The sequence below is a fragment of the Calidithermus timidus DSM 17022 genome, assembly GCF_000373205.1.
In the GTDB taxonomy this organism is placed as follows: domain Bacteria; phylum Deinococcota; class Deinococci; order Deinococcales; family Thermaceae; genus Calidithermus; species Calidithermus timidus.
Genome location: NZ_KB890700.1, coordinates 43,221 through 69,401 on the forward strand (window position 1 = coordinate 43,221; position 26,181 = coordinate 69,401).

Genomic DNA, 26,181 nt, shown 5'->3' on the forward strand with positions numbered 1-26,181 from the left:
TCTCGGGCATTCAGCTATCGGTAGCCCCCACCCTGCGCACCCGCACCCCCATCTGCGCCAGGGCCTCGAGGATGGCCGAAGCGTCGATGCCCGCTTCGCGGTGCATGCGGGCGATGGAGCCGTGGTCGAAGAACACATCGGGCAGGCCCAGCACCCGGATGTCGGGCTTGAAGCCCATCTCGCTCAGGGCCTCGAGCACCGCCGAGCCAAAGCCGCCCATCTTCTGGTGGTCCTCCACCGTGACCAGCTTGTAGCCTTCCAGGGCCAGCTTTTCCAGCATCTCGCGGTCGAGCGGCTTGAGGAAGCGGGCGTTGACCACGCCGACTTCGGGGTTGTCACCCGCGGCCTCGAGGGCGTAGCTGAGGGTTTTGCCAAAGCCGAGGATGTAGGCTTTCGAACCCTCCTTCAGCACCTCCCACCTGCCCCACGCGATGTCGGGCCAGCTCCCTTCGGGAGCTTTCTCCACGTTGTCACGGGCGTAGCGGATGGCGACGGGACCACCAAGCTCGAGGGCTTTTTTGAGCATAGCCCGCAGCTCGAGGGCGTCCTTAGGCGCCGCGATCTGCACGTTGGGAACGGTGCGCAGATAGGCGATGTCGAACACACCGTTGTGGGTTGCGCCGTCGCCGCCCACGATGCCCGCGCGGTCCACGGCGAGCACCACGTCCAGCTTTTCGATGGCGATGTCGTGGATCACCTGGTCGTAGGCCCGCTGCAAGAAGGTGGAGTAGATCGCCAGCACCGGTTTGAGGCCGCGCAGAGCCATCCCCGCGGCGGCGGTGGCGGCCACGTCCTCGCAGATGCCGGTGTCGAGGTAGCGGCTGGGGTGGGTCTGCGAGTACTTTACCAGCCCCGAGCCCTCGCGCATGGCCGGGGTGATGACGAAGAGGCGGGGCTCGAGGTGGGCGAGCTCGGTCACCGCATCCCCGAAGGCCGCCGACCAGGAGTAGCCCTTGGAGACCTTCTCGGGCTTTGCGGGGTTGAAGCCGGGTGGGCCGTGCCAGTAGATGGGGTCGGCCTCGGCCACCTTGTAGCCCTTGCCCTTCTGGGTGACGATGTGCAAGATGGTGGGCCCGTCGAGTTCCTTGAGCTCCTGCAGGAGGTGAACCAGGCCCTTGAGGTTGTGCCCGTCGACCGGCCCCACGTAGCGCAGGCCCCAGGCATAGAAGGGGTTCTCCTGGTGCAGCACCAGCTTGGCGGCTTCCTTGGCCCGGTCGACGAGGTTGAACAGCCTGGGGGAGATGGTCTCGAGCACCCCCCGGCCCCACCGCTCAGTGTCCTGTACCCACTTCTTGACCTGCAACTCCTTGAAGAAGCGGTTGAGGGCGCCCACGTTCTCGCTGATGCTCATCTCGTTGTCGTTGAGCACGATCAGCATCTTGCGTTGCTGCTCGCCGATGACGTTGAGCGCGGCCAGGGCCATGCCCCCGGTGAGCGCGCCGTCGCCGATGACGCTCACGATGTGGTAGTTCTCGCCCAGGGTGTCGCGGGCGATGGCCATGCCGATGGCGTTGGCCAGCGAGGTGCTGGCGTGGCCCACGGTGATGGCGTCGTGCTCCGACTCGCTGACTTTGGTAAAGCCGGAGATGCCCCCTTCCTGGCGGATGGTGTGGAAGACCCCCTTGCGCCCGGTGAGGAGTTTGTGGGCGTAAGCCTGGTGTCCTACGTCGAAGAGGATGCGGTCGCGGGGTGAGTCGAAGACCCTGTGCAATGCCACGATCAGCTCGACGGCGCCGAGCGAAGAGGCCAGGTGCCCACCGTTTTGAGCGCACACTCGGATGATCTCGCTGCGCAGTTCCTCGGCCAGGGCCAAGAGCTCGGCTTCGGAAAGAGCCTTGAGGTCAGACGGGCTATTGACTTTGTCGAGTACCAAGGGAGCCCCCTTCCCCTTAAGACTTTAGGGCCTGCGCCTAACCGAAATTGCGTGCAACCAACACAAAGCCTTCCTTGGTACGAACCTCACCCACCCCCGGCACGAACCAGATCTCGCGGCTGTCCACCGCTCCGGTGCCGCCCTTGGCCTCGAACTGCACCCGGAAAACCTCGAACTCCCCACCCCTAACCCGGACTTTCTCCTTGCCCAGGATGCGGTAGTTGTACTCGATGGTCTCCTTATAGATCACCTGGGGCCTGGCGTTGGGGGGGTACAGGGTGGTCTCCACCGTGGTGACGCCACCCCAGCGACTACCCGTGGCGATCTGGCTTTCCGGGGGGTACTCGAGCATGGGTGGGTTGAAGCGGGTCACGGCGGTGCTCACCGCGTCCTCGTAACCCAGCAGCCTGACCCCCGCCGGGCCGATCTGGCGGTAGTAGTCCTTCTGTACACCCCGCCCGGCGAAGCGGTACTTCACCGCGATCTGGTCGCCGAAGGGGGCGGGTCCCAGCACGGTGAGGCGGTAGGGTGGGTCGTTGGGAGCGGCATCCTGGGGCAGGTAGGCCCACTGCACCCCGGTCTGGAAGGGCAAGTAGGCCTGGTTGGAGGAGAGCCCGAGGTTGCTCTGGGTGTTCTGATCAGTTTGGGGCACGCAAGCGCTCAGCACGGCCAGCAGAAGGGTGAGCATGGCCCAAGGTACGGACGCCAACTTCATGCCCATCAGTTTACTTTCCTAACCCGCCCCGAGAGTTCAGCTTGGTGTGAGAGCAGGGAGGGGGCTTCTTGGGATGCGGAGTCCCTGCTCATACCAGATTCGGTCAGTTCGTTCCCGAATGGGGACGAACTGACCCGACCGAAGGGAGTGCTCTAGGATTCAAAAAGATAGCCTCTGAAGGTCTTTAGTTTGGGTGATTATCTTTTTGAATCCGGTATCACTCCTTAGGGCGGCTCAGCAGCTCACGCAGGCTCGAGCGCAGGGCCTCGAGTTCCTCGAACCCCCTGGGGGCTTCCGGCCCCTGCCACAACAGGAGTTCGGTCCCCAGGTTCTCCAGCAACTCCACCCCCCCCTCGTAGGCCCGGGCTAGCTGCTCATAGCGGCTCTGCAGCCGCTCGCGGGTGGTGGAGATGCTCGCGCTGTCGGCGGTCTGACGCTCGGCGAGGCGGCGCTCGAGTTCGGCCATGCTCCGGCGTAGGCCACGCAGCTCCTGGCCGTAGCGAATTGCCTGGGACACCAACCTCCGCAAAGGCTTGCCCAGCTGGGTCCGCTGGCGGCGCAATTCGGCCAGGGCACGCTCCAGGCGCTCATCCTGGGGCGTACTGCCGGGCGCGGACAGAACCCACAACACCACCCCCAACACCCCCAGCAAGAGCAGGATCTCTCCCAAAGCCAGCATGGCTCAATTGTGCACCCGACCGGGTCATTCGTCCGGTCGGGGCTCACGTTAGCATGTTCAGCTCATGCCGAGCTCGCGTTTGAGGCGGGTAAGGTCGTCTTCGACGGCCTTGTCGGTACCCAGCTCGGCCAGTTCCTTCTCAATGTCGCTCTTGTCCATCTCAGCCATGGCCTGGTGGCGGTCCTCCATCGCCTCGATGCGGCGTTCCATGTCCTCGAAGGCCTCCACGGCGCTGTGAGCATCCACCTTGGACTCGAAGCGCCGCACGGTTTCCGCGGCTTCTACGCCCTTCTTTCGGGCCAGGAGCAGGGCCTTCTTGGCCTCGGCCTCCTGAATCTTGGCCTCGAGGGCCTTGAGCTGGGTCATGAGTTGCTGCACCAAGCTGCTCTGCTGGGCTAGCTGCTGGGCAAAGCCCTCGGAGAGGGTTTGGGCCTGCTGCTTGCGCTTGAGGGCCTCGCGGGCCAGGTCTTCGCGCCCGCCCTTGAGGGCCTCGGCAGCCTTGAGCTCCCAGGCCCGCGCCTGCTCGGCGTAGCTCTGTTGTTCGCGCTCGAGCTTTTTCTGCTCGGCTATGGCACCGGCCACTTCCTCGCGGGCATCGCGCAGGGCCGCGCGCATGTCCTCGAGGGCCTGCTCGATGATTTTCTCGGGGTCCTCAGCCCGTTTGAGCAGGTCGTTGATGTTGGCCCGGATCAGCCGGCTCAGGCGATCGAGAATACCCATTGCATTGCCTCCTTAGCCTCAGTCTAGCGCACACGCTGAAGAGGCTACAACCAGCGTGAAGCGCGAGGCCTCGAGCTCAGGCAAAGTGGTTGAGGGGGCCATGCCCCTGACCCAAGGGGGGCGCGCTCCTAAGGGCGCGGGTGAGGTAGGCCTTGGCCTCGGCCACCGCCTCGGCCAGGGGTTTGCCCAAGGCCAAGAGGGCGGTGATGGCGGCGGAAAGGGTGCAGCCCGTGCCGTGGGTGTTGCGGGTGGCGACCCTGGGGGCGCTAAAGGCCCGCACCCCTTCCCGGGTGGCGAGGAGGTCCACCGCCTCCTCCCCCTCCAGGTGCCCCCCCTTGAGGAGCACGGCCCTAGGTCCTAGCGCCAAAAGGGCCAAAGCTGCCTCCTCCGCTTCCTCAAGGGTGCGGATGGGGCGGCCCAGGAGGGCCTCGGCCTCGAGGCGGTTCGGGGTGATGAGGTCGGTCAAGGGGAAAAGCCTCTCCTTTAGAGCCGCCACCGCCTCGGGGGCCAGGAGGGGGTCCCCGCCCTTGGCCACCATCACCGGATCCACCACCAAGGGGGCGATCCCGTGGCGCCTTATCCCTGCGGCCACCGCCTCTACGATCTCGGCGCTGCCCAGGGCCCCGGTTTTGGCCGCGTGAACGGGTAGGTCCTCGGCCACGCTCCGAATCTGCTGGTAGACCAGGCTCGGGGGAAGGAGGTGGAGGCGCTCTACCCCCAGGGTGTTCTGGGCGGTCACCAGGGTGAGGGCGCTCGTACCGTAGAGCCCGAAGCGGAAGAAGACCTTGAGGTCCGCCTGCACCCCTGCCCCGCCCCCAGAGTCCGAACCGGCGATGGTCAGGGCCACCCTCATGCCACCGGCAGCTCCAGACGCTCCTTGCCCCTGAGCACCGCCTCCACCAGGTTCATGGGGCAAAAGGGGCCGCACATGCTGCAGGCCTTGGTGCGGGAGCCCCGCTCCTCCTTAAGCCGCCGCGCCTCCTCGGGGAAAAGACAGAGGGCAAACTGGGCTTCCCAGTCCAGGCGGTAGCGGGCCTCGGACATGCGCCGGTTCCGCTGTAGGGCTTGGGGATTCCCCCGGGCCACATCCGCGGCGTGGGCCGCGATCTTGAAGGCGATGACCCCCTCCTTCACGTACCCGGCGGTGGGCAGGCCCAGGTGCTCCGCGGGGGTCAGGTAGCAGAGCATGTCCGCCCCCATCCAACCCGCCAAGGCCCCGCCGATGGCCCCGGCGATGTGGTCAAAACCGGCGGCGGTGTCCACGGGCAGCATGCCCAGGATGTAGAAGGGCGCATAGCCCGTGAGCTTCTTCTGGATCTGGACGTTGGTGGCCACCTCGTTCAGGGGAATGTGCCCCGGACCCTCCACCATGGCCTGGACCCCGGCCCGCCTGGCCCTTTCCACCAGCTCGCCGATGGTGAGGAGCTCGGCGATCTGGGCCCGGTCGGTGCTATCGGCCAACGAACCCGGCCGCAGGCCATCCCCCAGGGAAAGGGTCATGTCGTAGGTGCGGGCGATGTCCAGAAGGTCGTCAAAACGGGCATAGAGGGGGTTTTCCTCCCCCCGGTGGAGCATCCAGGCGGCCATAAGCCCCCCGCCCCGGCTCACGATGCCCGTGGTGCGGGGGCTATGCCGGTACACCTCCAGGTTCTTCAGGGTCACTCCCACGTGGACGGTGATGTAGTCCACCCCCTCCTTCCCGTGCTCCTCTATGACCTGGAAAAGCTCGCCTGCCGACAGGTCAAAGAAGTTCTTGCGCCTGGCCGCCCTAAACTCCGCCTCGTAGATGGGCACGGTGCCCAAGGGAACACTGGCCACCTCGAGGATGCGCCGCCGAATCTCCTTCAGATCCCCCCCGGTGGAGAGGTCCATGAGGGTGTCCGCCCCATAGCGGATGGCTACCCTGGCCTTCTCCACCTCGGCCTCCAGGTCCACGTAATCGTAGGAGGTGCCCAGGTTGGCGTTCACCTTGACGCCCAAACCCTCCCCGATGCCCTTGAAGTCGGTGAGGGTGCGGTGGTTGGGGTTCCGGGGAATCACGATCCTCCCCCGGGCCACCCCTTCCCGCACGAACTCGGGGGAAACCCCCTCTCGCTCTGCCACGTAGGCCATTTCCTCGGTGACGATGCCCTTCCTCGCCGCCTCCAGCTGCGTCATCCCTCCACCCCCATGAGCTGCAAAAGCCGCTTCGCCGTCCAGGGCGCGAGGAGGACGCCGTTCCTACCGTGGCCCGTGGCCGCGTAGACGCCCTCCCCCACCTCCCCCACAAAAACCTCCCCCAGGGGCCGGTAGCCGAAGACCACCCCCCGGAAGCGGGACCCTCCCAAAGCGGGGAACCGCTCGTGGGCGTAATCCGCAAGCCACCTCAGCCCAAAGAGGTCCACACCCTCTTGCCACTCCTCCCTCCCCGTGGCCCCCAGGTAAACCCCACCCTCCCGGGGCAGGAGGTAGCCTTCCCCGGCGAAAAGGGGGGCGGGTGGGGAGGGGCCTTCCAGGAGAAGGGCCTCCCCCTTGAGGGGGCGCACCCCGAGACCGAACCGCTCCCCCCAGGCCCCCACGGCCAGGAGGATGCGCCGGGCCCGTACCTCCCCCTCGGCGAGGAGGACCTTTCCCTCCCCAACCCCCGTGGCCTCGGCCTTCAGGTAAGGAACCCCCATGCCCCTCAGGACCCCAAGGAGGGCCTCCCTTAGGGCCTTAGGGTGCACGTACCCTCCAGGAAAGGCCCTGGCCCCCAGGCCCCCCCGCACCGGGTAGGGTAGGGGGGCCTCGGCCTCCCAGGCCTCCTTCTCCCCCGGGGTTAGCGCGGCCACGTAGGTGCCGGAAAAACCCGCCTCCACGGGGAAGCCCTTTTCCCCCAACTCGGCCACGAGGTCTCGGTAATGGGTAAGGGCCAAGAGGCCCGCCTGTAAGAGCTCCCCTGAAAGCCCCTCGGGGTAGGGGGCCAGCATGCCGGCGCTGGCCAGGGTGGCGGCCCCGGGCTTTTCCGCATCCAGGAGGAGGACCTCGAGGCCCCGCTTGGCCAGCTCATAGGCCGTAAGGGCCCCGATGATCCCCGCCCCCACCACGGCCACCTCGGCCCTCACCCCTCCCTCCCCAAGGGAACGCCGGTCGTGGGACTGGATGGGCTTGCCCCTTCCCTCGGCCGCATGGGCCCCGCCAGAAAGGCCTTCCTTCCCGCCTCCACCGCCAGCCTAAAGGCCTCGGCCATGGCCGGGGGATCCTCCGCCTCGGCGATGGCGGTGTTGACCAGCACGGCATCCAACCCCAGCTCCATGACCTCCGCCGCGTGGGAAGGGAGGCCCAGTCCCGCATCCACCACCACCGGGGGCAAAGCCGTCCTTTCCCGAGCGAAAAGCTCTAGAAGGGCCCGGGTCCGCACCCCCCAGCCCGAACCGATGGGGGCGGCCAGGGGCATCACCGTGGCCGTGCCCAAAGCGGCCAGGCGCCGGGCCAGGACCAGGTCGGGGGCCATGTAGGGTAAGACGACAAAACCTTCCTGCAACAGGATCTCCGCCGCCTTTAGGGTCTCCAGGGGGTCGGGGAGGAGGTAGGTGGGGTCAGGGATCACCTCCAGCTTCACCCAGTCGCTCCCTGTGATGGCCCGCCCCAGCCGGGCCAGGCGCAAAGCCTCGACGGCCGTGCGGGCTCCGGCGGTGTTGGGGAGCACCCGGTAGCGCTGCCAGTCCAGCGCCTCCAGCAGGCCCTGGTGCCCCGCCGCCCCCACCTCGACGCGCCGGATCGAGACGGTCACCACCTCGGCCCCGGCGGCCTCGAGCGCCTCCTGCATCAGCGCGAAGTCGCGGTACTTGCCCGTGCCCACGAACAGGCGGCCCCTCAGGCGCTGACCTGCGATCACCAGCTCACTCACGGCTAGCCCCCCTGCATCATGGCCACGACCTCCACCACGTCCCCCGCCGCCAGGGGGCGGTTGGGCCAGCGGCCTTTGACCCAGATTTCGTCGTTGAGCATCACGGCGACCGCCTCGAGGCTTATTCCCCGCTGGCCGCACACGGCCTCGACGACCTCGCTCAGGCTCTTTCCCTCGGCCTCCACGGCCTTGCCGTTAATCCAGACCATCCAGCCACCTCCGCATGCGCGCGGCGACCTGCTGGGGATGAGGGGCGTCCAGGATGGCCCGCACCACCGCTACCCGTCGGGCTCCAGCCTCCAGCACCTTGGGTAGGGTGTGCTCGTCGATGCCCCCGATGGCAAACCAGGGCACCCGAAGGTTTTGCGCCGCCCACCGCACGTACGCCAGGCCCGTGGCAGGCCGCCCGGGTTTGGTGGGGGTTTCCCAAACCGGCCCCACCGAAAGATAGCCCTCACTCCCCTCGAGCGCGGCCTGCTCCCGCAGGGCCTGCTCAGCTGCGTGGGTGCTGCGACCAATCCAGCCCGCGAAGAAGCGCCGAGCCTGGGCCACGCTCAGGTCCCCCTGTCCCAGGTGCACCCCCTCGGCTTCCAGTACGGTGGCGAGGTCGGGGCGGTCGTTGATCACCAGCGGCACCCGGTAACGCCCGCACAGCTCCCGCAGCTTTTCACCGAGCTCGAGGATAGCCTGGGCCTCGAGGTCCTTGGCCCGCAGCTGCAGCAGTTCGACCCCGCCGTCCAGGGCGGCCTCGAGGCGGCCCAGCAACTCCGCCTCCGGCTGGCCGGGTCGGGGGCTCGCGACCAGATACAGCTTTCCTAACAAAAAACCACCTCCTGGACCGGCGAAGGGCCAGGAGGAATGGGGTATATGTTGGGTTGGAAAGATTTCTCCATGGGCTTCCCTCCGCCGGTACTAACCGGATCAGGTTCCAAGGGTTACAGGGGTCACCCTGTTCTCAGCCCCCGCGGGGGCACCCCTAGCCGATCAGATCAACGTTATCAGGCCGTCAACACCCCCGTCAAGGATGGCAACCCTGTAACCAGCAAGAGTTTCACCCGAGCTGCTGTGTGTTATAAGTAAACCAGCGGCCATTCGAGGAGGTTGCGCATGGAAATGGTCTTTTGGTTCGGTGGAATTCTCGGAGCGCTCCTGTTCCTCGTCAGCCTGCTCACGCTCTCGCGCAATCCCAGGGTGGGGGCGGTGCTCCTGTTGATCGGGCTGGCCCTGGGTTCGCTGCTGATCCCCTCGCTGGGCCTGTGGCGTCAAGGCCAGGCCTATTTGATCGTGGGCCTGGCGGGGGTGGGTCTTTTCCTGCTGGCGCTGTTTCTGCCCTCGAGGGTGCGGGGAAAAATGACCACCATGTTCGTGGGTCTGGTGCTGGCTTTGTTTTTGTTTCCCGCTCTCAACGTCGCCCAGCCCTGGAACACCAACCCGGTGGCCTTGCTCGAGAACCCCCCCGCCACCGCGACAGAACCCCAGACCCCGCCCCCCACGCAGCCCACTCTCACCGAGCCGCCCGCGCCAGCCCCTCAAACCCCTGCCCAAACCCCGCAGACCTCACCGCCCACCGACGAAACCTCCGCCCCTGAGCCCACGATGCCGCAAGAGCGGGTGGGGGTGGTCAGCAGCGACGCGCTGTGCCCCTGCTTGCTCAAGGTGGTCACGGGGATTGAGGGTGCCCAGGTCGAGCTGAGCCGCGCTGGCCTCGCGGTCGACACCCGGAGCGGGGCGGAGGTGGTGTTTCAGGGGCTCGAGGCCGGCGAATACACCCTTCGCATCGAGGCCGCCGGGTACCAGCCCTTCGAGTTCCAACTTCAGCTGCGCAACAACCGCGAGCTGACCGTTTACCTGCTCAAGCGCCAGTAGCCGGCCACTCAGCCAAACAGGGTAAGCCGCGTATCCTGACCGGAAGGGGCGGGGGCTTCGATCACCCCCGCCGTCTGGTGTAGGTTGACCGTCACGAACTCGAAGGTCTCGTAGGGCTCGAGCTCCACGACGGGTTTTTGTGGCTGCAAAAGGTATAGGCCCGCCGCGTAGAGCGTCTGGAAGGGCTTGGTGGAGGAAAGATAGTCCGAAAGCCGCACTCCCTTAGGGATCTCCAGATCTCCGGCCAGCAAGTACGAGCCATACAGCAGGGCCAGCCGTTTTTTCTCCAGCATGGCCCTGGAGGTGCGCAGCGTGGCCGGTCGGCCCCCCACCAGCCAACGCAGCTGTGTTTTCTGCAGGGCCACGAAGGCACTGCTGGCCTTGAGTTCACCGGCCTCGGGAGGGTGCTTATGGCCCGCTTGATACAGCAGGGCGCCGGTTACCGGAAGGTACGCCTTGCCCTCGGCGTTCAGAAGGTCCGCCGTGCCGCTGCCGGGGATCAGGTAGATCTGCCCGTAGATGCGGTGTTCGGCGGTATGCACGCGGGCTTCGAAAGCTTCTCGCGGCTGTCGGTACACGGCTTAACTGTAACAGCTACAAGCGGCTTCTGGGGTCGAGCGCGTCCCGCAGGCCGTCGCCCAGGTAGTTGAACGCCAGCACCGTGAGGAAGATCATGAAACCCGGTGCCAGGGCCAGCCAGGGGGCGCTGAAGATGTACTCCTGGGCGTTGGTGAGCATGTTGCCCCAGGTGGCGACGGGGGGCTGGATGCCGAAGCCCAAGAAGGAGAGCGCAGCCTCGACCAGGATGGCATTGCCCACCTCGAGGGTGGCTTGCACGATGATGGGGGCGATGGCGTTGGGTACCAGGTGGCGGAACATCACCCGAGCCTCGGAAGCCCCCAGGGCCTGAGCCGCGGCGGCGAACTCCTGCTCGCGCAGGGAGAGGACGGCCCCGCGCACCAGCCGGGCGATGGTGATCCAGCCGAAGATCACCAGGATGCTGATGATGATGAACACGCTGGCCGCGCTGCCGAAGAGGGCCTCGGCCCAACGGCCCACCGCCACCCCAGGGTCGCGCAGCAGCGCCGAGAGCACCAGCAGCAGCGGCAGGGTAGGGATGGTCAGCATGAAGTCGATCAGGCGGCTGATGACGATGTCTAGGTCCAACTGCAACCGGCCCCACAAGCCCCAGACCGCGGCCAGGGCCACCAGGGCCCACACCAGTAGGAGGGCCAGGCTCGAGAGGGCGTTGCCCGGAGTCCAGCTTCCCCCCAGCACGGCCCGCACCGCGTCGGAGGCCAGCATCCAGCTCAGACGGGCCACGAAGTAGAGGAAAGCGTAGAAAAGCACCCAGGAGATCACCCGCCACAAGGCGAAGAGGGGAGGGTGCCAACCCTGAGGGGCCAGGGGGCCTACGTAAAAGCGCAGGGGGCGGCCCGAGAAATAGCCGGCCAGCGTGCCCAAGATGGTCCCCAAAATCACCGCCGAAATGGCCACGGTGAAGCCCACCAGCAGCGAGATGCGCGAGCCGTAGATGATGCGTGAGAGCACGTCGCGGCCTAGGTCGTCGGTGCCCAGCCAGTGCTCGCGGCTGGGGCCTTGAAAGTAAAAGGAAGCCAGATCGCCTCCGGTGGGTTGGGCGGTGGGGTCGTAGGGGGCCAGCAGGGGGGCTAGGAGGGCCATCAGCACCAGAAGGAGCACCACCACCAGGGCGCCCATGGCCAGGCGGTGCTTGCGGAAGCGGCGCCAGGCTAGGGCCCAGGCGCTTTGAGGTTTGGCAGGATGAGCGACGCTTAGCATGGCACCTCCTAGCTGTAGCGGATGCGGGGGTCTACCACCGCATACATGAGGTCGGTGATCAGGTTGAAGAGGGCGGTGAGAAAGGCCAGGAAAGCCAGGGCGGCCATGGCCACGTTGTAGTCCTTAGCCACCAGCGAGTCGAAGATGGCCCGTCCCATGCCCGGCCAGGAGAAGATGGTCTCGGTGATTACCGCCCCGCTCAGAACCCCGGGTATGGCCAGACCCACCACGGTCACGATAGGGATCAGGGCGTTTCGCAGGGCGTGTTTATAGAGCACCTTGCGCTCGGCCAACCCCTTGGCTCGAGCAGTGCGCACGAAGTCTTGGTTCAGCACCTCGAGCAGGCTGGCTCGCATGAAGCGGGTATAGGTGGCCATCTGGATCACCGAGAGGGCCAGAACCGGCAGAACCAGGTGCCAGGCCCACTGCCCGAGGAAAGCCAAAAACCCCACGTTGCCCGAGCGCACGTCCGACCACAGCAGGTTGGGCACCCCCCCGATGGGGAAGCGGGGGAAGAAGGCGAGGTGGTCGGGAATCCAGACCGTGAACAAGAACAAAAGCAGGATGCCCAAGAAGAAGACCGGCATGGAGTACCCCATGAAAGCCAGGGTGGTGATGGCGTAATCGGCGGTGGAGTACTGCCGCACCGCCGAGAAGATCCCCACCGGGATGGCCACCGCCAGGGAGATCAGCAGAGCCAGCCCGGAGAGCAGAAGGGTGTAGGGCAGGCGCTGCTGAAAGATGAACTGCGCTGCCGAGATGCCGTAGTCGCGGCTGAGGCCCAGGTCGCCTTGCAACGCCCGGCCCAGCCACTTGAAGTAACGCACGTAGATGGGCTGGTCCAGACCGTAGGCGCGCTTGAGGGCCTCGAGCTGCTCGGCGGTGATGCGGGGGTTGGCCTGACGCAACTGGTCCAATGGATCCCCCGGCTGCAAGGCCAGAAGCGCGTAGATCACCACCGAGGCCGCGAACAAAAGCGGCACCATCTGAAGCAGCCGGCGTACCGTGTAAGCAAACATTATCTCCTCAGTTTGTCCCTATATTACCTTTTCGACCTATGCCCGAAAGCGAGGCCCGCCCTGGGGCGGGCCTCAGTCTAAGTTGTTCTGAAGCCACCGTGAACTACCGGGCGGAGGGGGCGTACCTAGCCTGGTCCCACCTCTTCTGGGCTCCCCGGCTCTCCCAGCCAATCTCCCAAGCGTTCCAGCCTGGGTAGCCAAAACCGCCGGAGTAGGCCGAGACTACGTAGTTCACCAGGCCCTTCTTGACCACGTAGGGGTTGGAGCGGAAGTAAAGCGGCAGGGCCGGCACTTCCCTAGCCCAGATCTCCTGGGCCTGGGCGAAGAGATCTTTGCGCTCGCCCTCGTCGAACTCGATGGTGCCCTGGCTGGTCAGCCTGTCGAACTGGTCGTTGCGCCAGCCGCCGATGTTCTGACCCTGGTAGTTGTTGTCCTTGGTAGGTACGAAGATGGCCCCGGTGTTGAGGTTCTTGTACTGGAAGAGGCTGCCGTCTTCGGAGAGGCTCGAGATCCAAGCGAACTCGAACATCCCCGTCCACTTGCACTCGCTGGCCCGCTGGATGAAGTCGTCGGCGAAGACCACCGAGGAGGGGGCGTTGTTGATCTTGAGCGCGATGCCCACCTGCTTGAGGTTCTCCGCGAAGAACTGCTGGGTGCGCTCGCGCACGGCGTTGCCGGCAGTGGTCACGAACTCGATTTCGAAGCGCACGGTGCGGTTGCCCACGGTGCGCTGCAGGATGCCATCCGGCCCCGGCCTCCAGCCCAGCTCGGCCAGGAGCTGCTTGGCCCTGTTGGGGTCGTAGGGGTAGGTCTGCACCTTCTGGTTGGAGAGGGGATTCACCGGGGCGATCCAGGTGTGGGCCACCGGTTGGAGCCCATCGAAGAAGGCCTTGACCAGGCCCTCGCGGTTCATGGCGTACAGCAGCGCCTGGCGGGTGCGTACGTCGTTGAGCTGCAAGTCGGCTACCTGTTGGCAGTTGGTGAACTTGTTGATGTCGATGTGCTCCCAGATGGCCCCCGGTACGAACCAGATATCGAAGCGGCCTGGAGCGCGGCTGGTGAGCTGCTTGCTGCGCCCTTGGTCAAAGGTCAGGGCAACCGAGGAGGTGGCGTCGATGCCGCCCCCCAGGATGGCCACCAGCAGGGAGTTGGTGTTCTGGATGAAGCGGTAGACCACCTTCTGCACGTACTTATCGGCCCCGCCCGCCGGGATGAGGGGGAAGTTGGGGTTGCGCACCATCTCCAAGGTGGAGTTGGGCACCCAGCGGGAGACCTTGAAGGGGCCCATGGAGGGGTACTTGCCCGAGTTGAGGAACTGCGGGGTGCTGAACTTGTTGAAGAAGCCCCTGTAGAGCTCGTTGAGCCTCTGAGCGTCTTTGTCAGGGTCCAGGGGGGCCGCCGCGGCCTTGGTCTTGTTCCACTCCTCTCTGAGCAGGTGGGCCGGGGCGTAGCCGATGGGGCTGCCGTAGGTGTCGTAGTAGTAGGCCGGCTCGAAGGTCACGGTGAAGTTCTGCTTGTCCTTGACGGTGAGCTTGATCCGTTGCCAGTAGTCGGGGTTGAGCACCGGCATGCCCTTGGCCTTGCCCACCTCGTAGTAGAAGGCGATGTCCTCGGTGGTGAAGTCGTTGCCGTCAGACCACTTGAGGCCGGGCTTGAGGGTCAGGTCCATCTCCAGGCGCTTCTTGCCGCCCCCGATGTCGACGGCCCGCAGCCTCCTGTTGGCCAGGGTCGGCACTTCGGTGACCAGGTTGGCGGTGTTTTGGCTGTTGGCGTCGAAGCCCACCAGCGGGGTGAAGAGGTACTGCTGGATCTCCGACTTGATGGCCTGGTTGGAGATCACGTCGAGGAAGTCGCCCATCAATACCCTGGGCTCCTGCGAAGCCCCCACCACCAGGCTGTTATCCTGTGGCCCCGCAAGGGCCAGACCCGCTCCGATGAGCCATAAAGCTGCTAGCTTACTGAGGTGTCTCATGAAACCTCCTCTTGGTGCGTTTAGGCATTCTTGGCAGAGATTGCCGAGGCAAATTATATGGACGATGGATGAAATCGTAAATCGTGTGTACTCGGCCAAGGTGTCTGAAGGCTCTGACGAAGGTGGGTCTTCACCCTTCCCATCCCCTCCAGATGGGCCACCGCCCCCAACTGGGGTTCTCCCGCCTCAGGCTCTTCATCCGCAGAAGCAGTGTTTCCCCCATAAGCCGCAGGGCGTTCCCTTACCCTAGGGTTCCCCGCGCCCGCCCGGCCTACCCCATCGTCCGCGAAGGCGGTATTGTTGCAGCTATGCTCACCCTCCACGACCTGCGCGAGGCCATCCGGCAGCACGTGTTGGGGGCGTTGCCCCGCCCCGAGGCGGCCTACCGTCCTGAACTCGCCGAGTATGCCCGTCTGCTGCGCGATTACCCTGAGCGTGGGGGCAAGATGCTGCGGGGCGCGTTGCTGTGCTACGCCGGCTTGGCCTACGGGGTGGGGCTCGAGCGCCTGCTGCCGGTGGCGGCGGCCCTCGAGCTGTTTCAGAACTGGGCGCTGATCCACGACGACATCGAAGACGCCTCCGACGAGCGCCGGGGAAAGCCCGCGTTACACAAGCTCTATGGCCTGCCCCTCGCGCTCAACGCCGGGGACGCCCTGCACGCGCGGATGTGGGCCATGCTCATCGAGGCTGAAGCGCCCAAGGAGGTGTTGCGTGAGTTCGTGCGCCTGGTCGAGCTCACCGCTCAAGGGCAGCATCTCGAGATGACCTGGGTCGAGCGCCAGCGCTTCGATTTGACGGAAGCCGATTACCTCGAGATGTGCCGCCAGAAAGCCGCCTACTATACAGCGGTGGCTCCCCTGCGACTGGGGGCGCTGGCGGCGGGGGAGCAGCCGCCAGCCGTCTTCGAGCAGGCCGGGATAAAGCTGGGGTTGGGTTTTCAGATCATCGACGACGTGCTCAACCTGGTGGGAGAGCATCAGAAGTACGGCAAGGAGATCGCCGGAGACCTCTGGGAGGGCAAGCGCACCCTGATCCTGCTGCACTTCCTGCGCCAGGCCGAACCCCAGGAGCGCGCCAGGGCCGAAGCTTTGCTGCGCCTCCCCCGCGAGGGAAAGCCCGTTCCGGAGGTGGAATGGCTGCACCGACGTCTGCTGGAGTCCGGCGCGGTGGCCTACGCCCAAGGGGTGGCCGAGGGCATGCTGGACGAAGGCCTGGAGGCCCTGAAGCCCGTCCTGGCCCAGCTGCCCCATCCTCAAGCAGCGGCGTCCGCGCTGGAACTGCTCGAGAGCCTGGTGCGGCGCGAGGCCTAGTAAACGCGCCCGCCCAGGGGAACCTCGCGCTCGGGCTCGAGCAGCACTACCCGCCCTTCCGCGTCAGGCAGGCCCAGCACCAGCACCTCCGAAGTAAAGCCCGCGATTTTGCGGCTCCCCAAGTTGACGGCGGCAATCACCAAGCGACCCACCAATTCCTCGGGCGTGTACAGCGCGGTGAGCTGGGCCGAGCTGGCTTTCTGACCCAGCGGCCCGAAGTCGATCCACAGCTTGTAGGCCGGTTTGCGGGCCTCGGTGTTGGGCTCGGCACGGACTACCCGTCCCACGCGCAGATCCAGGAGTTCAAAGGCTTCCAGCGGAGTCATATCGCCCGACATCATATCGGCTCGGTCGTATGCCAAACACCCTTCCTCAAGCGGACAAACATTCGGCATTCCGCCTTATACTTTCTGCGTGCAACGCCTTCTGGATCAGGCCGCCGAGATCTTGCAGGATGCCCGCGACATGGCTCCGGCGGAGGCGGTGGGTAAATTCAAGGAAGCCATAGCGCTGCTCGAGGCCGCCCGCCCCGGCAGTGAACGCGATGGCTTGATGGCGCTGGCTCATCTGCGGCTGGCGCAGCTGCACAGGCGCCTGGGAAAGCACTCCGAAGCCGAGCGGGTGTTCATGCTGGGCTACAGCTACGCTCGTACCTCGCGCGAGGAGCGGGTGCGGCGTTTTGCCGAGAAGCTGCGGGAAGAACTCGAAGGTAAGAGCATGGGGGAAGCATGAGTCAGCTATTGGGTGACATCGCTGCGAGCTTGATTGGCCTTTCGGGCATCGCAGTCATCATGGGAGTGATCCTCATCAAGCGCGGTAACCGGGTGTGGCATCCCAGGGTCATGCTCACCGCTACCGTGCTGGCCGCGCTGTTTTTGGTGTTTTACCTACTCAAGTGGGGTCTGTACGGCACCACCCGCTACGTCGGGCCTGAAGAATGGCGCGGAGCCTACTACGCCCTGCTGATCAGTCACACCCTCCTGGCCGCGCTCAACGGCCCGCTGGTGATCTGGCTGATCTACAACGCCCTCAAGGGGCGCTTCAGCATCCACCGCGCCTGGGCCCGCTGGACGGTTCCGATATGGCTCTACGTGGCTGCTACGGGCTGGATTATCGACCAAGTGCTGTCCCGCTATGGCGAGAGTGCGGGCGGCATTCGGTTTTGATACCAGGTTTCGCTGCTTGTAGCAGCCTTCGGGTTTACACCCGCTTGAACAGCAAGGAAGCGTTCATCCCCCCGAAGGCGAAGGAGTTGGAGAGCACGTAATCCACCCGCTTTTCGCGCGGGGTATTGGGGATGTAGTCGAGGTCGAGCTCGGGGTCGGGGTCGTCTAGGTTGATGGTGGGGGGCAGGATGCCGGAGGTGATGGCCTGGATGCTGGCCACGGCTTCGACTGCCCCAGCGGCCCCCAACAGGTGCCCGGTCATGCTCTTGGTGGCGGTGATGGGGATCTGGTAGGCCCGCTCCCCGAAGACCCTCTTGATCGCCAGCGTCTCCGCCCGGTCGCCCACCGGCGTCGAGGTGGCGTGGGCGTTGATGTGCCCGACGACTTCCGGTCCCACCCTGGCATCGCGCAGGGCAGCTTCCATGGCCAGCTTGGCCCCCAATCCCTCGGGGTGCGGCTCGGTGATGTGGTGGGCGTCGGCGCTACGACCAAAGCCCACCAGCTCGGCGTAGATGCGGGCCCCGCGCGCCCTGGCGTGCTCGTAGTCCTCCAGCACCAGCACCGCGGCCCCTTCAGAGAGCACGAAGCCGTCGCGGCTGGCGGTGAAGGGACGGCTGGCCTTCTCGGGCTCGTCGTTGCGGGTAGAGAGGGCCTTCATCACCCCAAAGCCGCCCATTGCCATGGGGGTCACAGCGGCTTCGGTGCCCCCGGCCAGCATGATCTCGGCGTCGCCGCGCTGGATGACGTAGTAGGCGTTGCCAATGGCGTCGGCCCCGGTGGTGCAGGCCGTGACCGAGGTGGAACTCGGCCCCATCAGCCCGTACTTCATGGCCAGTTGGCCCGAGGCCATGTTAGCGATCATCATGGGGATGAAGAAGGGGGAGATGCGGTGGGCTCCCCGCTCGACGAAGACCCGCGCTTGCGCCTCGAAGCTTTCCATGCCCCCGATGCCGCTGCCGATGAGGGTTCCGATGCGGGTGTGGTCCTCGCGCTCGAGGTCCAGCCCCGCGTCTTTGATGGCCAACTCCCCGGCGATGAGGGCCAGTTGCACGAAGCGATCCAGGCGGCGCAACTCCCGCTTGTCGATGTAGGCTTCGACGTTGATGTCCACCTCGCCCGCGATCTGGGCGGGCAGTTGGGAGGCATCGAAGCGAGTGATTCGGCGAATGCCACTCTTACCCTCGAGTTGGGCCTTGTGAAAAGCCTCAACCCCAATGCCAATGGGGGTTACCGGCCCCATGCCGGTGACGACGACTCGGCGCATGGCCTGAGTATAACGTGCCCGAGAGCGGTGGGTCTTACGTCGTACGCAAACGTCGGGTGGTGACTGCGATCGTTGGCGTTCCCTTGGTCAGCGCTCAGTATCTCGGCGCGTTCCTGTGGCCGCCCTCTTCACCATCGGTCGAGTATATTATGTTTTTGACATAAAGCCCGGAATCGGCTATACTATTAGGAAGTCAATCGAGCGCGCTCAGCGCTTTTTTTGTGCCCACACCCTCACGCTCGCCAGACCCTCGAGCCATGGGCCGCAACCAACAGGAGAAGCAATGTCGCAAGTTCTGCCGATCGAGATTACTGAAGAAGTCAAGCAGAGTTTCATCAACTACGCCATGTCCACCATCGTGGACCGGGCCCTACCCGACGTGCGCGACGGCCTCAAGCCCGTCCAGCGCCGCATCCTCTACGGGGCCATGATGGAGGGGGTACTGCCCACGCGCAAGCACGTCAAGAGCGCCAAGATCGTGGGCGAGGTGATGGGTAAGTACCATCCCCACGGTGACGCCGCCATCTACGACACCTTAGCCCGCATGGCTCAGCCCTGGAACCTGCGCTACCCGCTCATCGACGGTCAGGGCAACTTCGGCTCCATCGACGGTGATCCGCCCGCCGCGCAGCGCTACACCGAGGCCAGGCTCTCGAGCGTGGGCTTCGAGTTGCTGCGCGACATCGACAAGGAAACCGTCCCCTTCTACCCCAACTACGACAACACCACCGAGCAGCCCGAGGTGCTGCCCGCGGCTTTTCCTAACCTGCTGGTCAACGGTTCGACCGGCATCGCGGTGGGCATGGCCACCTCGTTGCCCCCCCACAACCTCTCCGAGGCCGTCGATGCCCTTGTGGCGATGATCGACAACCCCGCCATCACCCTCGACGAGGTGCTCAAGGTCATGCCGGGGCCCGATTTCCCCACCGGGGCCAAGCTCTCGCGCCGGGGCATTCGCGAGGCCTATGCCAGCGGGCGTGGCAGCCTCAAGGTGCGGGCCCGCCACCGCAACGAGGACAAGAACGGGCGGGCCATGTTGGTCTTCACCGAGATCCCCTATCAGGTCAACAAGGCCGACCTCATCACCCAGATCGCCTCGCTGGTGCGCAATAAGGTCATCGACGAGATCGCCACCTTGCGCGACGAGTCCGACCGTCAGGGCATGCGCATCGCGGTCGAGCTCAAGCGCGGGGCTAACCCCCAGGTGGTGCTCAACAAGCTCTACAAGCACTCCCGCTTGCAGACGACTTTCACCGTCAACCTGTTGGCGGTGGTGAACGGCGAGCCCAAGGTGCTCAACCTGCTCGAGCTCTTGCGCCACTACCTCGATCACCGCCGCGAGGTGGTATACAAGCGCACCCAGTACGACCTCAGGAAGGCCCGTGAGCGCGCCCACATCCTCGAGGGGCTCCTCATCGCCCTCGACCACATCGACGAGGTGATCACCCTCATCCGCGGCTCGCAGGACGCCGCCGAGGCCAAAGGGGGCCTGATCAGCCGCTTCGGCCTCTCCGAGGCGCAGGCCCAGGCCATCTTGGACATGCGTTTGCAGCGGCTGGTGGGGCTCGAGCGCGAGAAGCTACAGGAGGAATACCGCGGGCTGATGGAGGAGATTGGCTACCTGACCTCGATCTTGGAAGACGAGCGGCGGCTGTGGCAGGTGGTCAAGGATGAGCTGCTGGAGATCAAGCAGAAGTTCGGCGACTCCCGTCGCACCCAGATCACCGAGTTCGAGGAGGGCTTCAGCCTCGAGGACCTCATCGAGGACGAGCCCATGGTCATCACCCTCACTGCCCAGGGCTTCATAAAGCGCACCCCCCTGGAGGCTTACCGGGCCCAGGGGCGCGGCGGGGTGGGTGCTCAGGCGGGCAAGCCCAAGGAGGAGGACGAGGCCATCTCGGTGTTCGTGGCCTCCATGCACGACACCTTGCTGATCTTCACCAACCGGGGCCGGGTCTACGCCGAGAAGGTGCACGAGCTGCCCGAGGCCAGCCGCCAGGCGCGGGGCACCCACGTGGCGGCGCTGCTGCCCCTGGTTGAGGGTGAGGAGGTGGCCGCGTTGCTCAACGTACGCAGCCTCACCGAGGACGGTTACTTTGTCTTCGCCACCCGCAAGGGCCTGATCAAGAAGACCGAGATCCGCGAGTACCAAAACCTCTCCTCGGCGGGCCTCATCGCCATCAACCTGCTCGAGAATGACGCTTTGATCGGCGTGGCGGTGGCCCAGGAGGGCGACCAGGCCATGCTGGCGACCCAGAGTGGCCAATCCATCCGCTTCGACCTCTCCGAGGTGCGCGCTACCGGGCGGGCCAGCCAGGGTGTGACCGGCATCCGCTTCAAGGAAGGTCGTGAAGACCGGGTGGTATCGCTGGTGATCCTGCCCAAGGACTGGGATGGGGAAGTACTGGCGGTGGGAACGCGAGGTTATGGCAAGCGCACCCGCATCTCCGAGTACCCCGTGCAGGGTCGGGGCGGGATGGGAGTGATCACCTTCAACTGCAACGAGAGGGTGGGAGAGCTGGGTGCTCTGCTGCGGGTGCAGGGCAACGAGGACCTGCTGGTGCTCAGCAAGCGCGGCATCGCCATCCGCACCCCGGTCGCCAATATCTCGCAGTACGGTCGGGCCACCAGCGGGGTCAAGATCATGAACCTCTCCGACGACGAGGTGGCCTCGGCTTTCGTGATCGTCCCGCAGGATTGACGCGCGGCCGCTGCAAAAGCATCCCCCGTCATTGAGGGTTTGGCCTTTAGCATATAGCCTGTAGCTTGTGCGTCTTTTACGGTTGCGGCAGAGCAACTTTCGCAATCTGGTGACTGCCGAGTTTGCGCCGGGGCCGGGACTTTCCACGCTGGTGGGGGGCAATGCCCAGGGAAAGAGCAACCTCCTCGAGGCCATCTTTCTGGCATTGGGCGGCGAGCTCAAGAACGGCATGATGGAGCGGGTGCGCTTCGGCCAGAGCGAGGCCCGCCTGCTGGCCGAGGTGGAGAGCACCTTTGGCCACAGTCGCCTCGAGACCCGCCTCTCGCAGGGCGGGCGCGAGGTCTACCTCAATGAGTCCTCGGCCAGCCTGCGCGAACTGGCCCAGCTTCCCGGCGCGGTGCTGCTGGGGCCGGACGACCTCGAGCTCGTGTTGGGCGCTCCCGAGGAACGCCGCCGCTTCCTTGACCTGCTGCTCTCGCGCTTCTCGGCCCGCTACCGCGCCCTCCTTTCGCAGTACAACCGCGCTCTGCAGCAGCGCAATGCCCTGTTGAAGATGGGCGGGGCGGGAATTGGGGTGTGGAACCAGGAGCTCGTCAAGTACGGTACCGAGATCCTCAGCCTGCGCCGGCGCATCCTGGGCAGGCTCAAGCCGCTGGCCCGCGACGCCTACAGCGAGCTGGCCCCCGGTGAGCTGAGCCTCGAGCTCTTCGAGAGCGTAGACCCCGAGCACTTCATGCAGGCCCTGGAGAATGGCCTGCAAGACGACCTCCAGCGCGGTGCGACCTCGGTGGGGCCGCACCGCGACGACCTCACCATTCTTCTGAGCGGCCTCGAGGCCGGGAAGTACGCCAGTCGCGGCGAGGCCCGCAGCATCGCCCTGGCCCTGCGCCTGGCCGAGCACCGCCTGCTTTGGGCGCACCACGACGAGGCTCCCCTGCTACTGGTGGACGAATGGCACACCGAACTCGACGCCCGCCGCCGCCGGGCTTTGCTCAATTACGCTCAGAGCCTGCCCCAGGCCATCCTGGCGGGCCTCGAGGCGCCCGGTGTCGGCAGGATGGTCCCCATCGAGGCCGGGGTGTGGGGCTGATGTCATGCGGGCATCAGCAAACGCAGCCCTCCGACTAAGGCCAGCAAGAGCACCACAAGCTCGAAGACCCGCTGGCGGATGCGTCGCAGCATCCAGCGGCCCAGCAGCGCTCCGGCCAGCACCAGCGGCGCCAACAGCAGGTCGAAGCGCAGCGAATCCCAGGTGATGAGCCCCAGATTGGCGGCGAAGGGCACCTTGAAGCTGTTGATCACCAGGAAGAACCAGGCGTTGACCACCACGAACTCGAGCTTGCCCATCCGCATCGCCAGCAGATAGAAGGTCATAAAGGGCCCCGCCGCGTTGGCGATCATGGTGGTGATGCCCGCTGCCGTGCCCATGCTGGCGGTGAAAACCCTCGAGCTGCCGGAGGGTGGCGGACTGCTCGAGCCCTGGAAGCGCCGAGCGAGCTGGTAGAGGGTCATGCTCACGATCAGCCCGCCGATGATCAGCCGAAGCTGGGCGTTGTCGATGCGGCTCAGCAACCCCCAACCCAGCAGTACGCCCAGGGCGGTCCAGGGGAAGATGTGCAGCAAGAGTCGCCAGTTCGGGGGCTTGCGCAGCAGGCTCACCGCCAGCACGTCGGCGCAGATCAGCACGGGCAACAGGGCACCGGTGGATTCACGGGCGGGGAAAAGCTGGGCAAAGAGGGCGACGGCCAGGGTCACCCCGCCGGGAAGGCCGGTTTTGGAGGCGCCCACGATCAGCGCAGCCAGGGCAGCCAGGAACCAGTCGAAAGGGCTCAGCGCCGGCACGCCTGATTGTATGGGATTGGGTTCAGCCTTAATCCACAAGCCACCTCCCTGGATGGGCCGGGTTCCACCGGTAGACTATGAAACCGTGGGCAAGCCAAGACACATCGGCGACCTCCTGGGGCAGGCCCTCAAGCAGCACGGCCTCGAGTCCGGCTTCAAGCGTGGAGCAGCTTTGGCGCTGTGGCCCGAGATCGCCGGGGAAAGCCTGAGTCAGCTCACCGAAGCCGAGCGGCTGGAGGACGGGGTGCTCTACGTGCGGGTCTGTGACTCGGTGGTGGGGCACCAGCTCACCTACATGCGCGAGGACTTCCTGCGGCGCTACCGGGAGAAATTGCCGGGGGTGGTGCTCGAGTTGCGCTTCAGCGTGGGCCAGCCGGGCAAGAAGAAGAAGGCTCAGGCCCCCAATGAGCCCCTGCCACCCCTGTCCGGTGAAGAAGAGCAGCGGCTGCGCTCGCTGGCCCAGCAGATGCCCGAGGCCTTGCAGGGGGCCGTTTACAAAGCGGCCAGAGCTGTCGTGCGACGGCAAAAGGCCAGCCCACACCCCCCTTGTGTGGTCTGTGGTTCGCCCAGCGCCGAAAATCCCTGCAAGGGCTGCCAGCGGCTACTGAAGGACCCCCTGATCGAGAAGGAGGCCCGTCGCCTGGTCCGCCGTCCCCTGAGCCCCCGCCTGGACGGGGAGTTGCTGCTGGCAGCCCGCTACCTGGCCTCGCGCGACCTCGAGGCCCAGCTGCGCGAGCTGCTGCCCCAGGTGGTGCGTGAGCCCCAGCTTCTCCCCATGCTCCAGGACACCGCGCGGCGCTTCTTGCAGCTCCAAACGGGGCAGAAGGATGTAACGGCTTACCGTCACCTGTTACCTGAAACGCTACAATCGCTGCTCAAAGAAGTATGATCTAGGCATCTGCTGGGCCGCTCCTGGCCCCCTGCCCAGGAGCGTCGTCCCTCGAGCCCTCCCCACGAAGGAGGGTGGCCCCAAGGGCCCGCGCACGGAGGAGTGATGTCTACCGAGATCAAACCCAAAAGCTACGGCGGCGAGACCAAGATGAAGGCCGGTCTGATCTGGTTCAACGGCCATATGCTTCCCCAGGAGGAGGCCAAGGTCAGCGTGCTGACCCACGCCCTGCACTACGGCACCAGCGTCTTCGAGGGCATCCGGGCCTACGAGACCCCCAAGGGACCGGCGGTGTTCCGGCTGAGCGAGCACGTCGAGCGGCTGTTCCACTCGGCGAAGGTGATGATGATGGAGCTCCCCTTCAGCCCTCAGCAGATCAGCGATGCGATCGTGCAGGTGGTACGCGAGAACGGCTACAAGAGCTGCTATATCCGGCCTCTGGCCTGGATGGGCGCCGGCAGCCTGGGCGTCAACCCCCTGCCCAACAACCCCGCCGAGGTGATGGTAGCCGCTTGGGAGTGGGGCACCTACCTGGGCGAGGAGGCCGTGCGCAAGGGGGCCAGGCTGGTGACCTCGAGCTGGGCTCGCTTCCCCGCCAACGTCTTCCCCGGCAAGGCCAAGATCGGGGGGAACTACGTCAACAGCGCCCTGGCTCGCATCGAGGCCCAGCACGCCGGAGCCGACGAGGCCCTGCTATTGGACAAGGAGGGCTACGTGGCCGAGGGCTCGGGGGAGAATATCTTCTTCTTCAAGGGCGACACCCTCTACGCCATCGAGCACGGCGTCAACCTGATGGGCATCACCCGCGACTCGGTGATCGCCATCGCCCGCGACCTGGGCTACGAGGTGCGCGAGGTGCGGGCTACGCGCGACCAACTCTACATGGCCGACGAGGTGTTCATGGTAGGCACCGCCGCCGAGGTAACCCCGGTCTCTTACCTCGACCGAAGGCCCATCGGCAGCGGAGCCGCCGGCGAGCACACCATGCGCTTGCGCAAGGCCTACCTCGAGGTCGTCCAGGGCCAGAATCCCAAATACGATAGCTGGTTGACGTACGTGGCTTGAGGGGGATAGTCCCGTAAACCGCCTATAGCCGCGTGTGGCTGTAGGCGGTAATCACGGGAGCTGCTCTGGCAGGGGGCACATGAACCAGCCTGTAAAGCCCGCGCCATAGGCCGCTGTGACCGCTCCGCGTCAGAGGCGACTGCGGGTGTGGTCTAAAGCGCTTTTCTCGCTCCCCTCAGCGGCGGGGCTCTCGAGCGAAGGTCAGAGCCAGCAGCGCCAGCATGAATGCAATCGCAATCCAGGTATCCATAGAAAATGCACCCCCCGAATCTCGACCCTGAAATCCAGGGTAGCCGCAGGGGCGTTACGGCGACGTTACAGGCTTGAGGGGATAGAAGGGGTGCCAAATGGCCCCGCTTCGGGCATAATCGAAGGGTTGCTATGATCGTGCCGCCTACGCCCGAAAACCTCGAGAAAGCCGCTGGGATCCTGTGCTCGGGTGGCCTGGTGGCCTTTCCCACCGAAACCGTCTACGGACTGGGAGCCAACGCCCTCGACGCCGAAGCTGTGGCCCGCATCTTCGAGGCCAAGCAGCGGCCCGCCTTCGACCCGCTGATCGTGCACGTGGCGAGCCAGGAGATGCTGCAGCAGGTGGCGGCGGAGGTCCCCTCCCAGGCCGAAGCCCTCATCGAGCGCTTCTGGCCGGGTCCGCTGACGCTTGTGCTGCCCAAGGCCCCAGCCGTACCGGGCATCGTGACGGCGGGCCTACCCACCGTGGCGGTGCGAATGCCCGATCACCCGGTAGCCCTCGAGCTGCTGCGCTGCGCCGGGGTGCCCGTCGCCGCCCCCAGCGCCAACCCCTTCGGCTACCTGAGCTCCACCCGCGCCGAGCACGTGGCGCGTATGCTGGGGGAACGCGTAGACCTCATCCTCGACGGGGGGCTCACCACCCACGGCGTCGAGTCCACCATCGTGCTGCTGGGCGAGAGGCCTGCCGTGCTGCGCTACGGGGCCGTTCCCCTGGAGGAACTCGAGCCGCTAATAGGCCCCCTGGCGCTGAGCGTTGAGGAGAGCTTCAAGCCACTGGTGCCGGGCCAATTGCCCCAGCACTACGCCCCACGCACCCCCATCCACATCGCCCGGCCCGAGGAAGTGCCCACCAGGGGCCGCAAGAAGCTGGGTTACCTGGCCTTCAAGGACGTGCCCAGGGGCTTTGGGGTGGTCAAGGTGCTCTCGCCCACCGGCGACCTGCGCGAAGCGGCGGCTCACCTCTTCGAGGCGCTGCACCAATTGGACATGCTGGGCCTCGAGGCCATCTACGCCGAGCCCGTCCCCGAGGAGGGGCTGGGGCGAGCCATCATGGATCGCCTGAGGCGAGCAGCGGCGAAGTGAGCCCTGCTCCGCACCTGGGAAATGTGATAAGCGCCCTTCGCTTGATTTTCCCCAGCGTTTGTCTGCACGCCGAGGGGAACGCGAGGGGGGTACTTAAAGC

Annotated in this window: 26 protein-coding genes and 1 riboswitch; of the genes, 9 read left to right on the top strand and 17 right to left on the bottom strand. The window is 65.7% G+C overall.

Annotated features, from left to right (window positions below; all coding sequences use genetic code 11):
• Nucleotides 1-10 precede the first annotated feature (10 nt).
• The 10 genes from dxs to thiE form a co-directional block, all read right to left on the bottom strand.
• Nucleotides 11-1,873: a 1-deoxy-D-xylulose-5-phosphate synthase gene (gene dxs, locus B047_RS0113190; protein WP_018467441.1), complete on the bottom strand. Its 1,863-nt coding sequence runs from the start codon at nucleotides 1,871-1,873 to the stop codon at nucleotides 11-13.
• Between the two features lie 37 nt (nucleotides 1,874-1,910).
• Complete coding sequence (locus B047_RS0113195) at nucleotides 1,911-2,588, bottom strand: hypothetical protein (protein WP_018467442.1); 678 nt, start codon at nucleotides 2,586-2,588, stop codon at nucleotides 1,911-1,913.
• A gap of 217 nt (nucleotides 2,589-2,805) precedes the next feature.
• A complete protein-coding gene (locus B047_RS17985; RefSeq protein WP_018467443.1) occupies nucleotides 2,806-3,267 on the bottom strand; it encodes a hypothetical protein in 462 nt (153 codons plus the stop codon).
• A gap of 57 nt (nucleotides 3,268-3,324) precedes the next feature.
• Nucleotides 3,325-3,987 (bottom strand): PspA/IM30 family protein, encoded by a 663-nt coding sequence (locus tag B047_RS0113205; RefSeq protein WP_018467444.1) that lies wholly within the window; start codon nucleotides 3,985-3,987, stop codon nucleotides 3,325-3,327.
• Between the two features lie 76 nt (nucleotides 3,988-4,063).
• Nucleotides 4,064-4,840 carry a bifunctional hydroxymethylpyrimidine kinase/phosphomethylpyrimidine kinase gene (thiD, locus tag B047_RS0113210; protein WP_018467445.1) on the bottom strand — a complete coding sequence of 259 codons (777 nt, stop codon included), beginning with the start codon at nucleotides 4,838-4,840 and terminating at the stop codon, nucleotides 4,064-4,066.
• Nucleotides 4,837-6,144: a phosphomethylpyrimidine synthase ThiC gene (thiC, locus tag B047_RS0113215; protein ID WP_018467446.1), complete on the bottom strand. Its 1,308-nt coding sequence runs from the start codon at nucleotides 6,142-6,144 to the stop codon at nucleotides 4,837-4,839. The genes thiD and thiC overlap by 4 nt, the downstream gene beginning before the upstream one ends.
• On the bottom strand, nucleotides 6,141-7,070 hold the full coding sequence (locus tag B047_RS0113220) for an NAD(P)/FAD-dependent oxidoreductase (protein WP_018467447.1): 930 nt from the start codon (nucleotides 7,068-7,070) through the stop codon (nucleotides 6,141-6,143). The genes thiC and B047_RS0113220 overlap by 4 nt, the downstream gene beginning before the upstream one ends.
• On the bottom strand, nucleotides 7,067-7,855 hold the full coding sequence (locus B047_RS0113225) for a thiazole synthase (protein WP_018467448.1): 789 nt from the start codon (nucleotides 7,853-7,855) through the stop codon (nucleotides 7,067-7,069). The genes B047_RS0113220 and B047_RS0113225 overlap by 4 nt, the downstream gene beginning before the upstream one ends.
• 2 nt (nucleotides 7,856-7,857) lie before the next feature.
• Nucleotides 7,858-8,064: a sulfur carrier protein ThiS gene (thiS, locus tag B047_RS0113230; RefSeq protein ID WP_018467449.1), complete on the bottom strand. Its 207-nt coding sequence runs from the start codon at nucleotides 8,062-8,064 to the stop codon at nucleotides 7,858-7,860.
• On the bottom strand, nucleotides 8,051-8,677 hold the full coding sequence (gene thiE / locus B047_RS0113235; RefSeq protein WP_018467450.1) for a thiamine phosphate synthase: 627 nt from the start codon (nucleotides 8,675-8,677) through the stop codon (nucleotides 8,051-8,053). Before thiE ends, thiS begins: the two co-directional genes overlap by 14 nt.
• Nucleotides 8,678-8,736: 59 nt before the next feature.
• A riboswitch (TPP riboswitch) is annotated at nucleotides 8,737-8,843 on the bottom strand.
• A 119-nt stretch (nucleotides 8,844-8,962) separates the two neighbouring features.
• Here thiE and B047_RS0113240 point away from each other — a divergent pair.
• A complete protein-coding gene (locus B047_RS0113240; protein ID WP_026234882.1) occupies nucleotides 8,963-9,721 on the top strand; it encodes a carboxypeptidase-like regulatory domain-containing protein in 759 nt (252 codons plus the stop codon).
• An 8-nt stretch (nucleotides 9,722-9,729) separates the two neighbouring features.
• Here B047_RS0113240 and B047_RS0113245 read toward each other — a convergent pair whose 3' ends face one another.
• The 4 genes from B047_RS0113245 to B047_RS0113260 form a co-directional block, all read right to left on the bottom strand.
• Nucleotides 9,730-10,299 carry a DUF6812 domain-containing protein gene (locus B047_RS0113245; RefSeq protein WP_018467451.1) on the bottom strand — a complete coding sequence of 190 codons (570 nt, stop codon included), beginning with the start codon at nucleotides 10,297-10,299 and terminating at the stop codon, nucleotides 9,730-9,732.
• A gap of 16 nt (nucleotides 10,300-10,315) precedes the next feature.
• Nucleotides 10,316-11,521 (bottom strand): ABC transporter permease, encoded by a 1,206-nt coding sequence (locus B047_RS0113250; protein WP_018467452.1) that lies wholly within the window; start codon nucleotides 11,519-11,521, stop codon nucleotides 10,316-10,318.
• Nucleotides 11,522-11,529: 8 nt separating this feature from the next.
• Complete coding sequence (locus B047_RS0113255) at nucleotides 11,530-12,540, bottom strand: ABC transporter permease (protein ID WP_018467453.1); 1,011 nt, start codon at nucleotides 12,538-12,540, stop codon at nucleotides 11,530-11,532.
• 103 nt (nucleotides 12,541-12,643) lie between these two features.
• On the bottom strand, nucleotides 12,644-14,512 hold the full coding sequence (locus B047_RS0113260; RefSeq protein ID WP_018467454.1) for a peptide ABC transporter substrate-binding protein: 1,869 nt from the start codon (nucleotides 14,510-14,512) through the stop codon (nucleotides 12,644-12,646).
• A 308-nt stretch (nucleotides 14,513-14,820) separates the two neighbouring features.
• Here B047_RS0113260 and B047_RS0113265 point away from each other — a divergent pair, with 308 nt between their 5' ends.
• Nucleotides 14,821-15,822: a polyprenyl synthetase family protein gene (locus B047_RS0113265; protein WP_018467455.1), complete on the top strand. Its 1,002-nt coding sequence runs from the start codon at nucleotides 14,821-14,823 to the stop codon at nucleotides 15,820-15,822.
• On the opposite strand, the gene B047_RS0113270 is transcribed toward B047_RS0113265, so the two are convergent.
• Nucleotides 15,819-16,148, bottom strand: coding sequence for a tRNA-binding protein (locus tag B047_RS0113270; RefSeq protein ID WP_018467456.1), 330 nt, complete (start codon nucleotides 16,146-16,148; stop codon nucleotides 15,819-15,821). The genes B047_RS0113265 and B047_RS0113270 overlap by 4 nt on opposite strands.
• 88 nt (nucleotides 16,149-16,236) lie before the next feature.
• On the opposite strand from B047_RS0113270, the gene B047_RS0113275 reads away from it, so the two are divergent.
• Together B047_RS0113275 and B047_RS0113280 are read left to right on the top strand one after the other, a co-directional pair.
• On the top strand, nucleotides 16,237-16,554 hold the full coding sequence (locus B047_RS0113275; RefSeq protein WP_018467457.1) for a hypothetical protein: 318 nt from the start codon (nucleotides 16,237-16,239) through the stop codon (nucleotides 16,552-16,554).
• Nucleotides 16,551-16,988 carry a DUF420 domain-containing protein gene (locus B047_RS0113280; protein ID WP_018467458.1) on the top strand — a complete coding sequence of 146 codons (438 nt, stop codon included), beginning with the start codon at nucleotides 16,551-16,553 and terminating at the stop codon, nucleotides 16,986-16,988. The genes B047_RS0113275 and B047_RS0113280 overlap by 4 nt, the downstream gene beginning before the upstream one ends.
• 34 nt (nucleotides 16,989-17,022) lie before the next feature.
• Here B047_RS0113280 and fabF read toward each other — a convergent pair whose 3' ends face one another.
• Nucleotides 17,023-18,252 (bottom strand): beta-ketoacyl-ACP synthase II, encoded by a 1,230-nt coding sequence (fabF, locus tag B047_RS0113285; protein ID WP_018467459.1) that lies wholly within the window; start codon nucleotides 18,250-18,252, stop codon nucleotides 17,023-17,025.
• Nucleotides 18,253-18,535: 283 nt separating this feature from the next.
• Here fabF and gyrA point away from each other — a divergent pair, with 283 nt between their 5' ends.
• A complete protein-coding gene (gyrA, locus tag B047_RS0113290; protein ID WP_018467460.1) occupies nucleotides 18,536-20,953 on the top strand; it encodes a DNA gyrase subunit A in 2,418 nt (805 codons plus the stop codon).
• Between the two features lie 67 nt (nucleotides 20,954-21,020).
• Nucleotides 21,021-22,043 (top strand): DNA replication/repair protein RecF, encoded by a 1,023-nt coding sequence (recF, locus tag B047_RS0113295; protein ID WP_026234883.1) that lies wholly within the window; start codon nucleotides 21,021-21,023, stop codon nucleotides 22,041-22,043.
• Between the two features lie 2 nt (nucleotides 22,044-22,045).
• On the opposite strand, the gene B047_RS0113300 is transcribed toward recF, so the two are convergent.
• Nucleotides 22,046-22,795, bottom strand: a complete 750-nt coding sequence (locus B047_RS0113300; protein ID WP_018467462.1) for a sulfite exporter TauE/SafE family protein — start codon at nucleotides 22,793-22,795, stop codon at nucleotides 22,046-22,048.
• 85 nt (nucleotides 22,796-22,880) lie between these two features.
• On the opposite strand from B047_RS0113300, the gene B047_RS0113305 reads away from it, so the two are divergent.
• The 3 genes from B047_RS0113305 (at nucleotide 22,881) to B047_RS0113315 (ending at nucleotide 26,081) form a co-directional block, all read left to right on the top strand.
• On the top strand, nucleotides 22,881-23,684 hold the full coding sequence (locus B047_RS0113305; protein WP_018467463.1) for a DciA family protein: 804 nt from the start codon (nucleotides 22,881-22,883) through the stop codon (nucleotides 23,682-23,684).
• A 105-nt stretch (nucleotides 23,685-23,789) separates the two neighbouring features.
• Nucleotides 23,790-24,749 carry a branched-chain amino acid transaminase gene (locus B047_RS0113310; protein ID WP_018467464.1) on the top strand — a complete coding sequence of 320 codons (960 nt, stop codon included), beginning with the start codon at nucleotides 23,790-23,792 and terminating at the stop codon, nucleotides 24,747-24,749.
• Nucleotides 24,750-25,130: 381 nt separating this feature from the next.
• Nucleotides 25,131-26,081 (top strand): L-threonylcarbamoyladenylate synthase, encoded by a 951-nt coding sequence (locus B047_RS0113315; protein ID WP_018467465.1) that lies wholly within the window; start codon nucleotides 25,131-25,133, stop codon nucleotides 26,079-26,081.
• The last annotated feature ends 100 nt before the right edge of the window (nucleotides 26,082-26,181 follow it).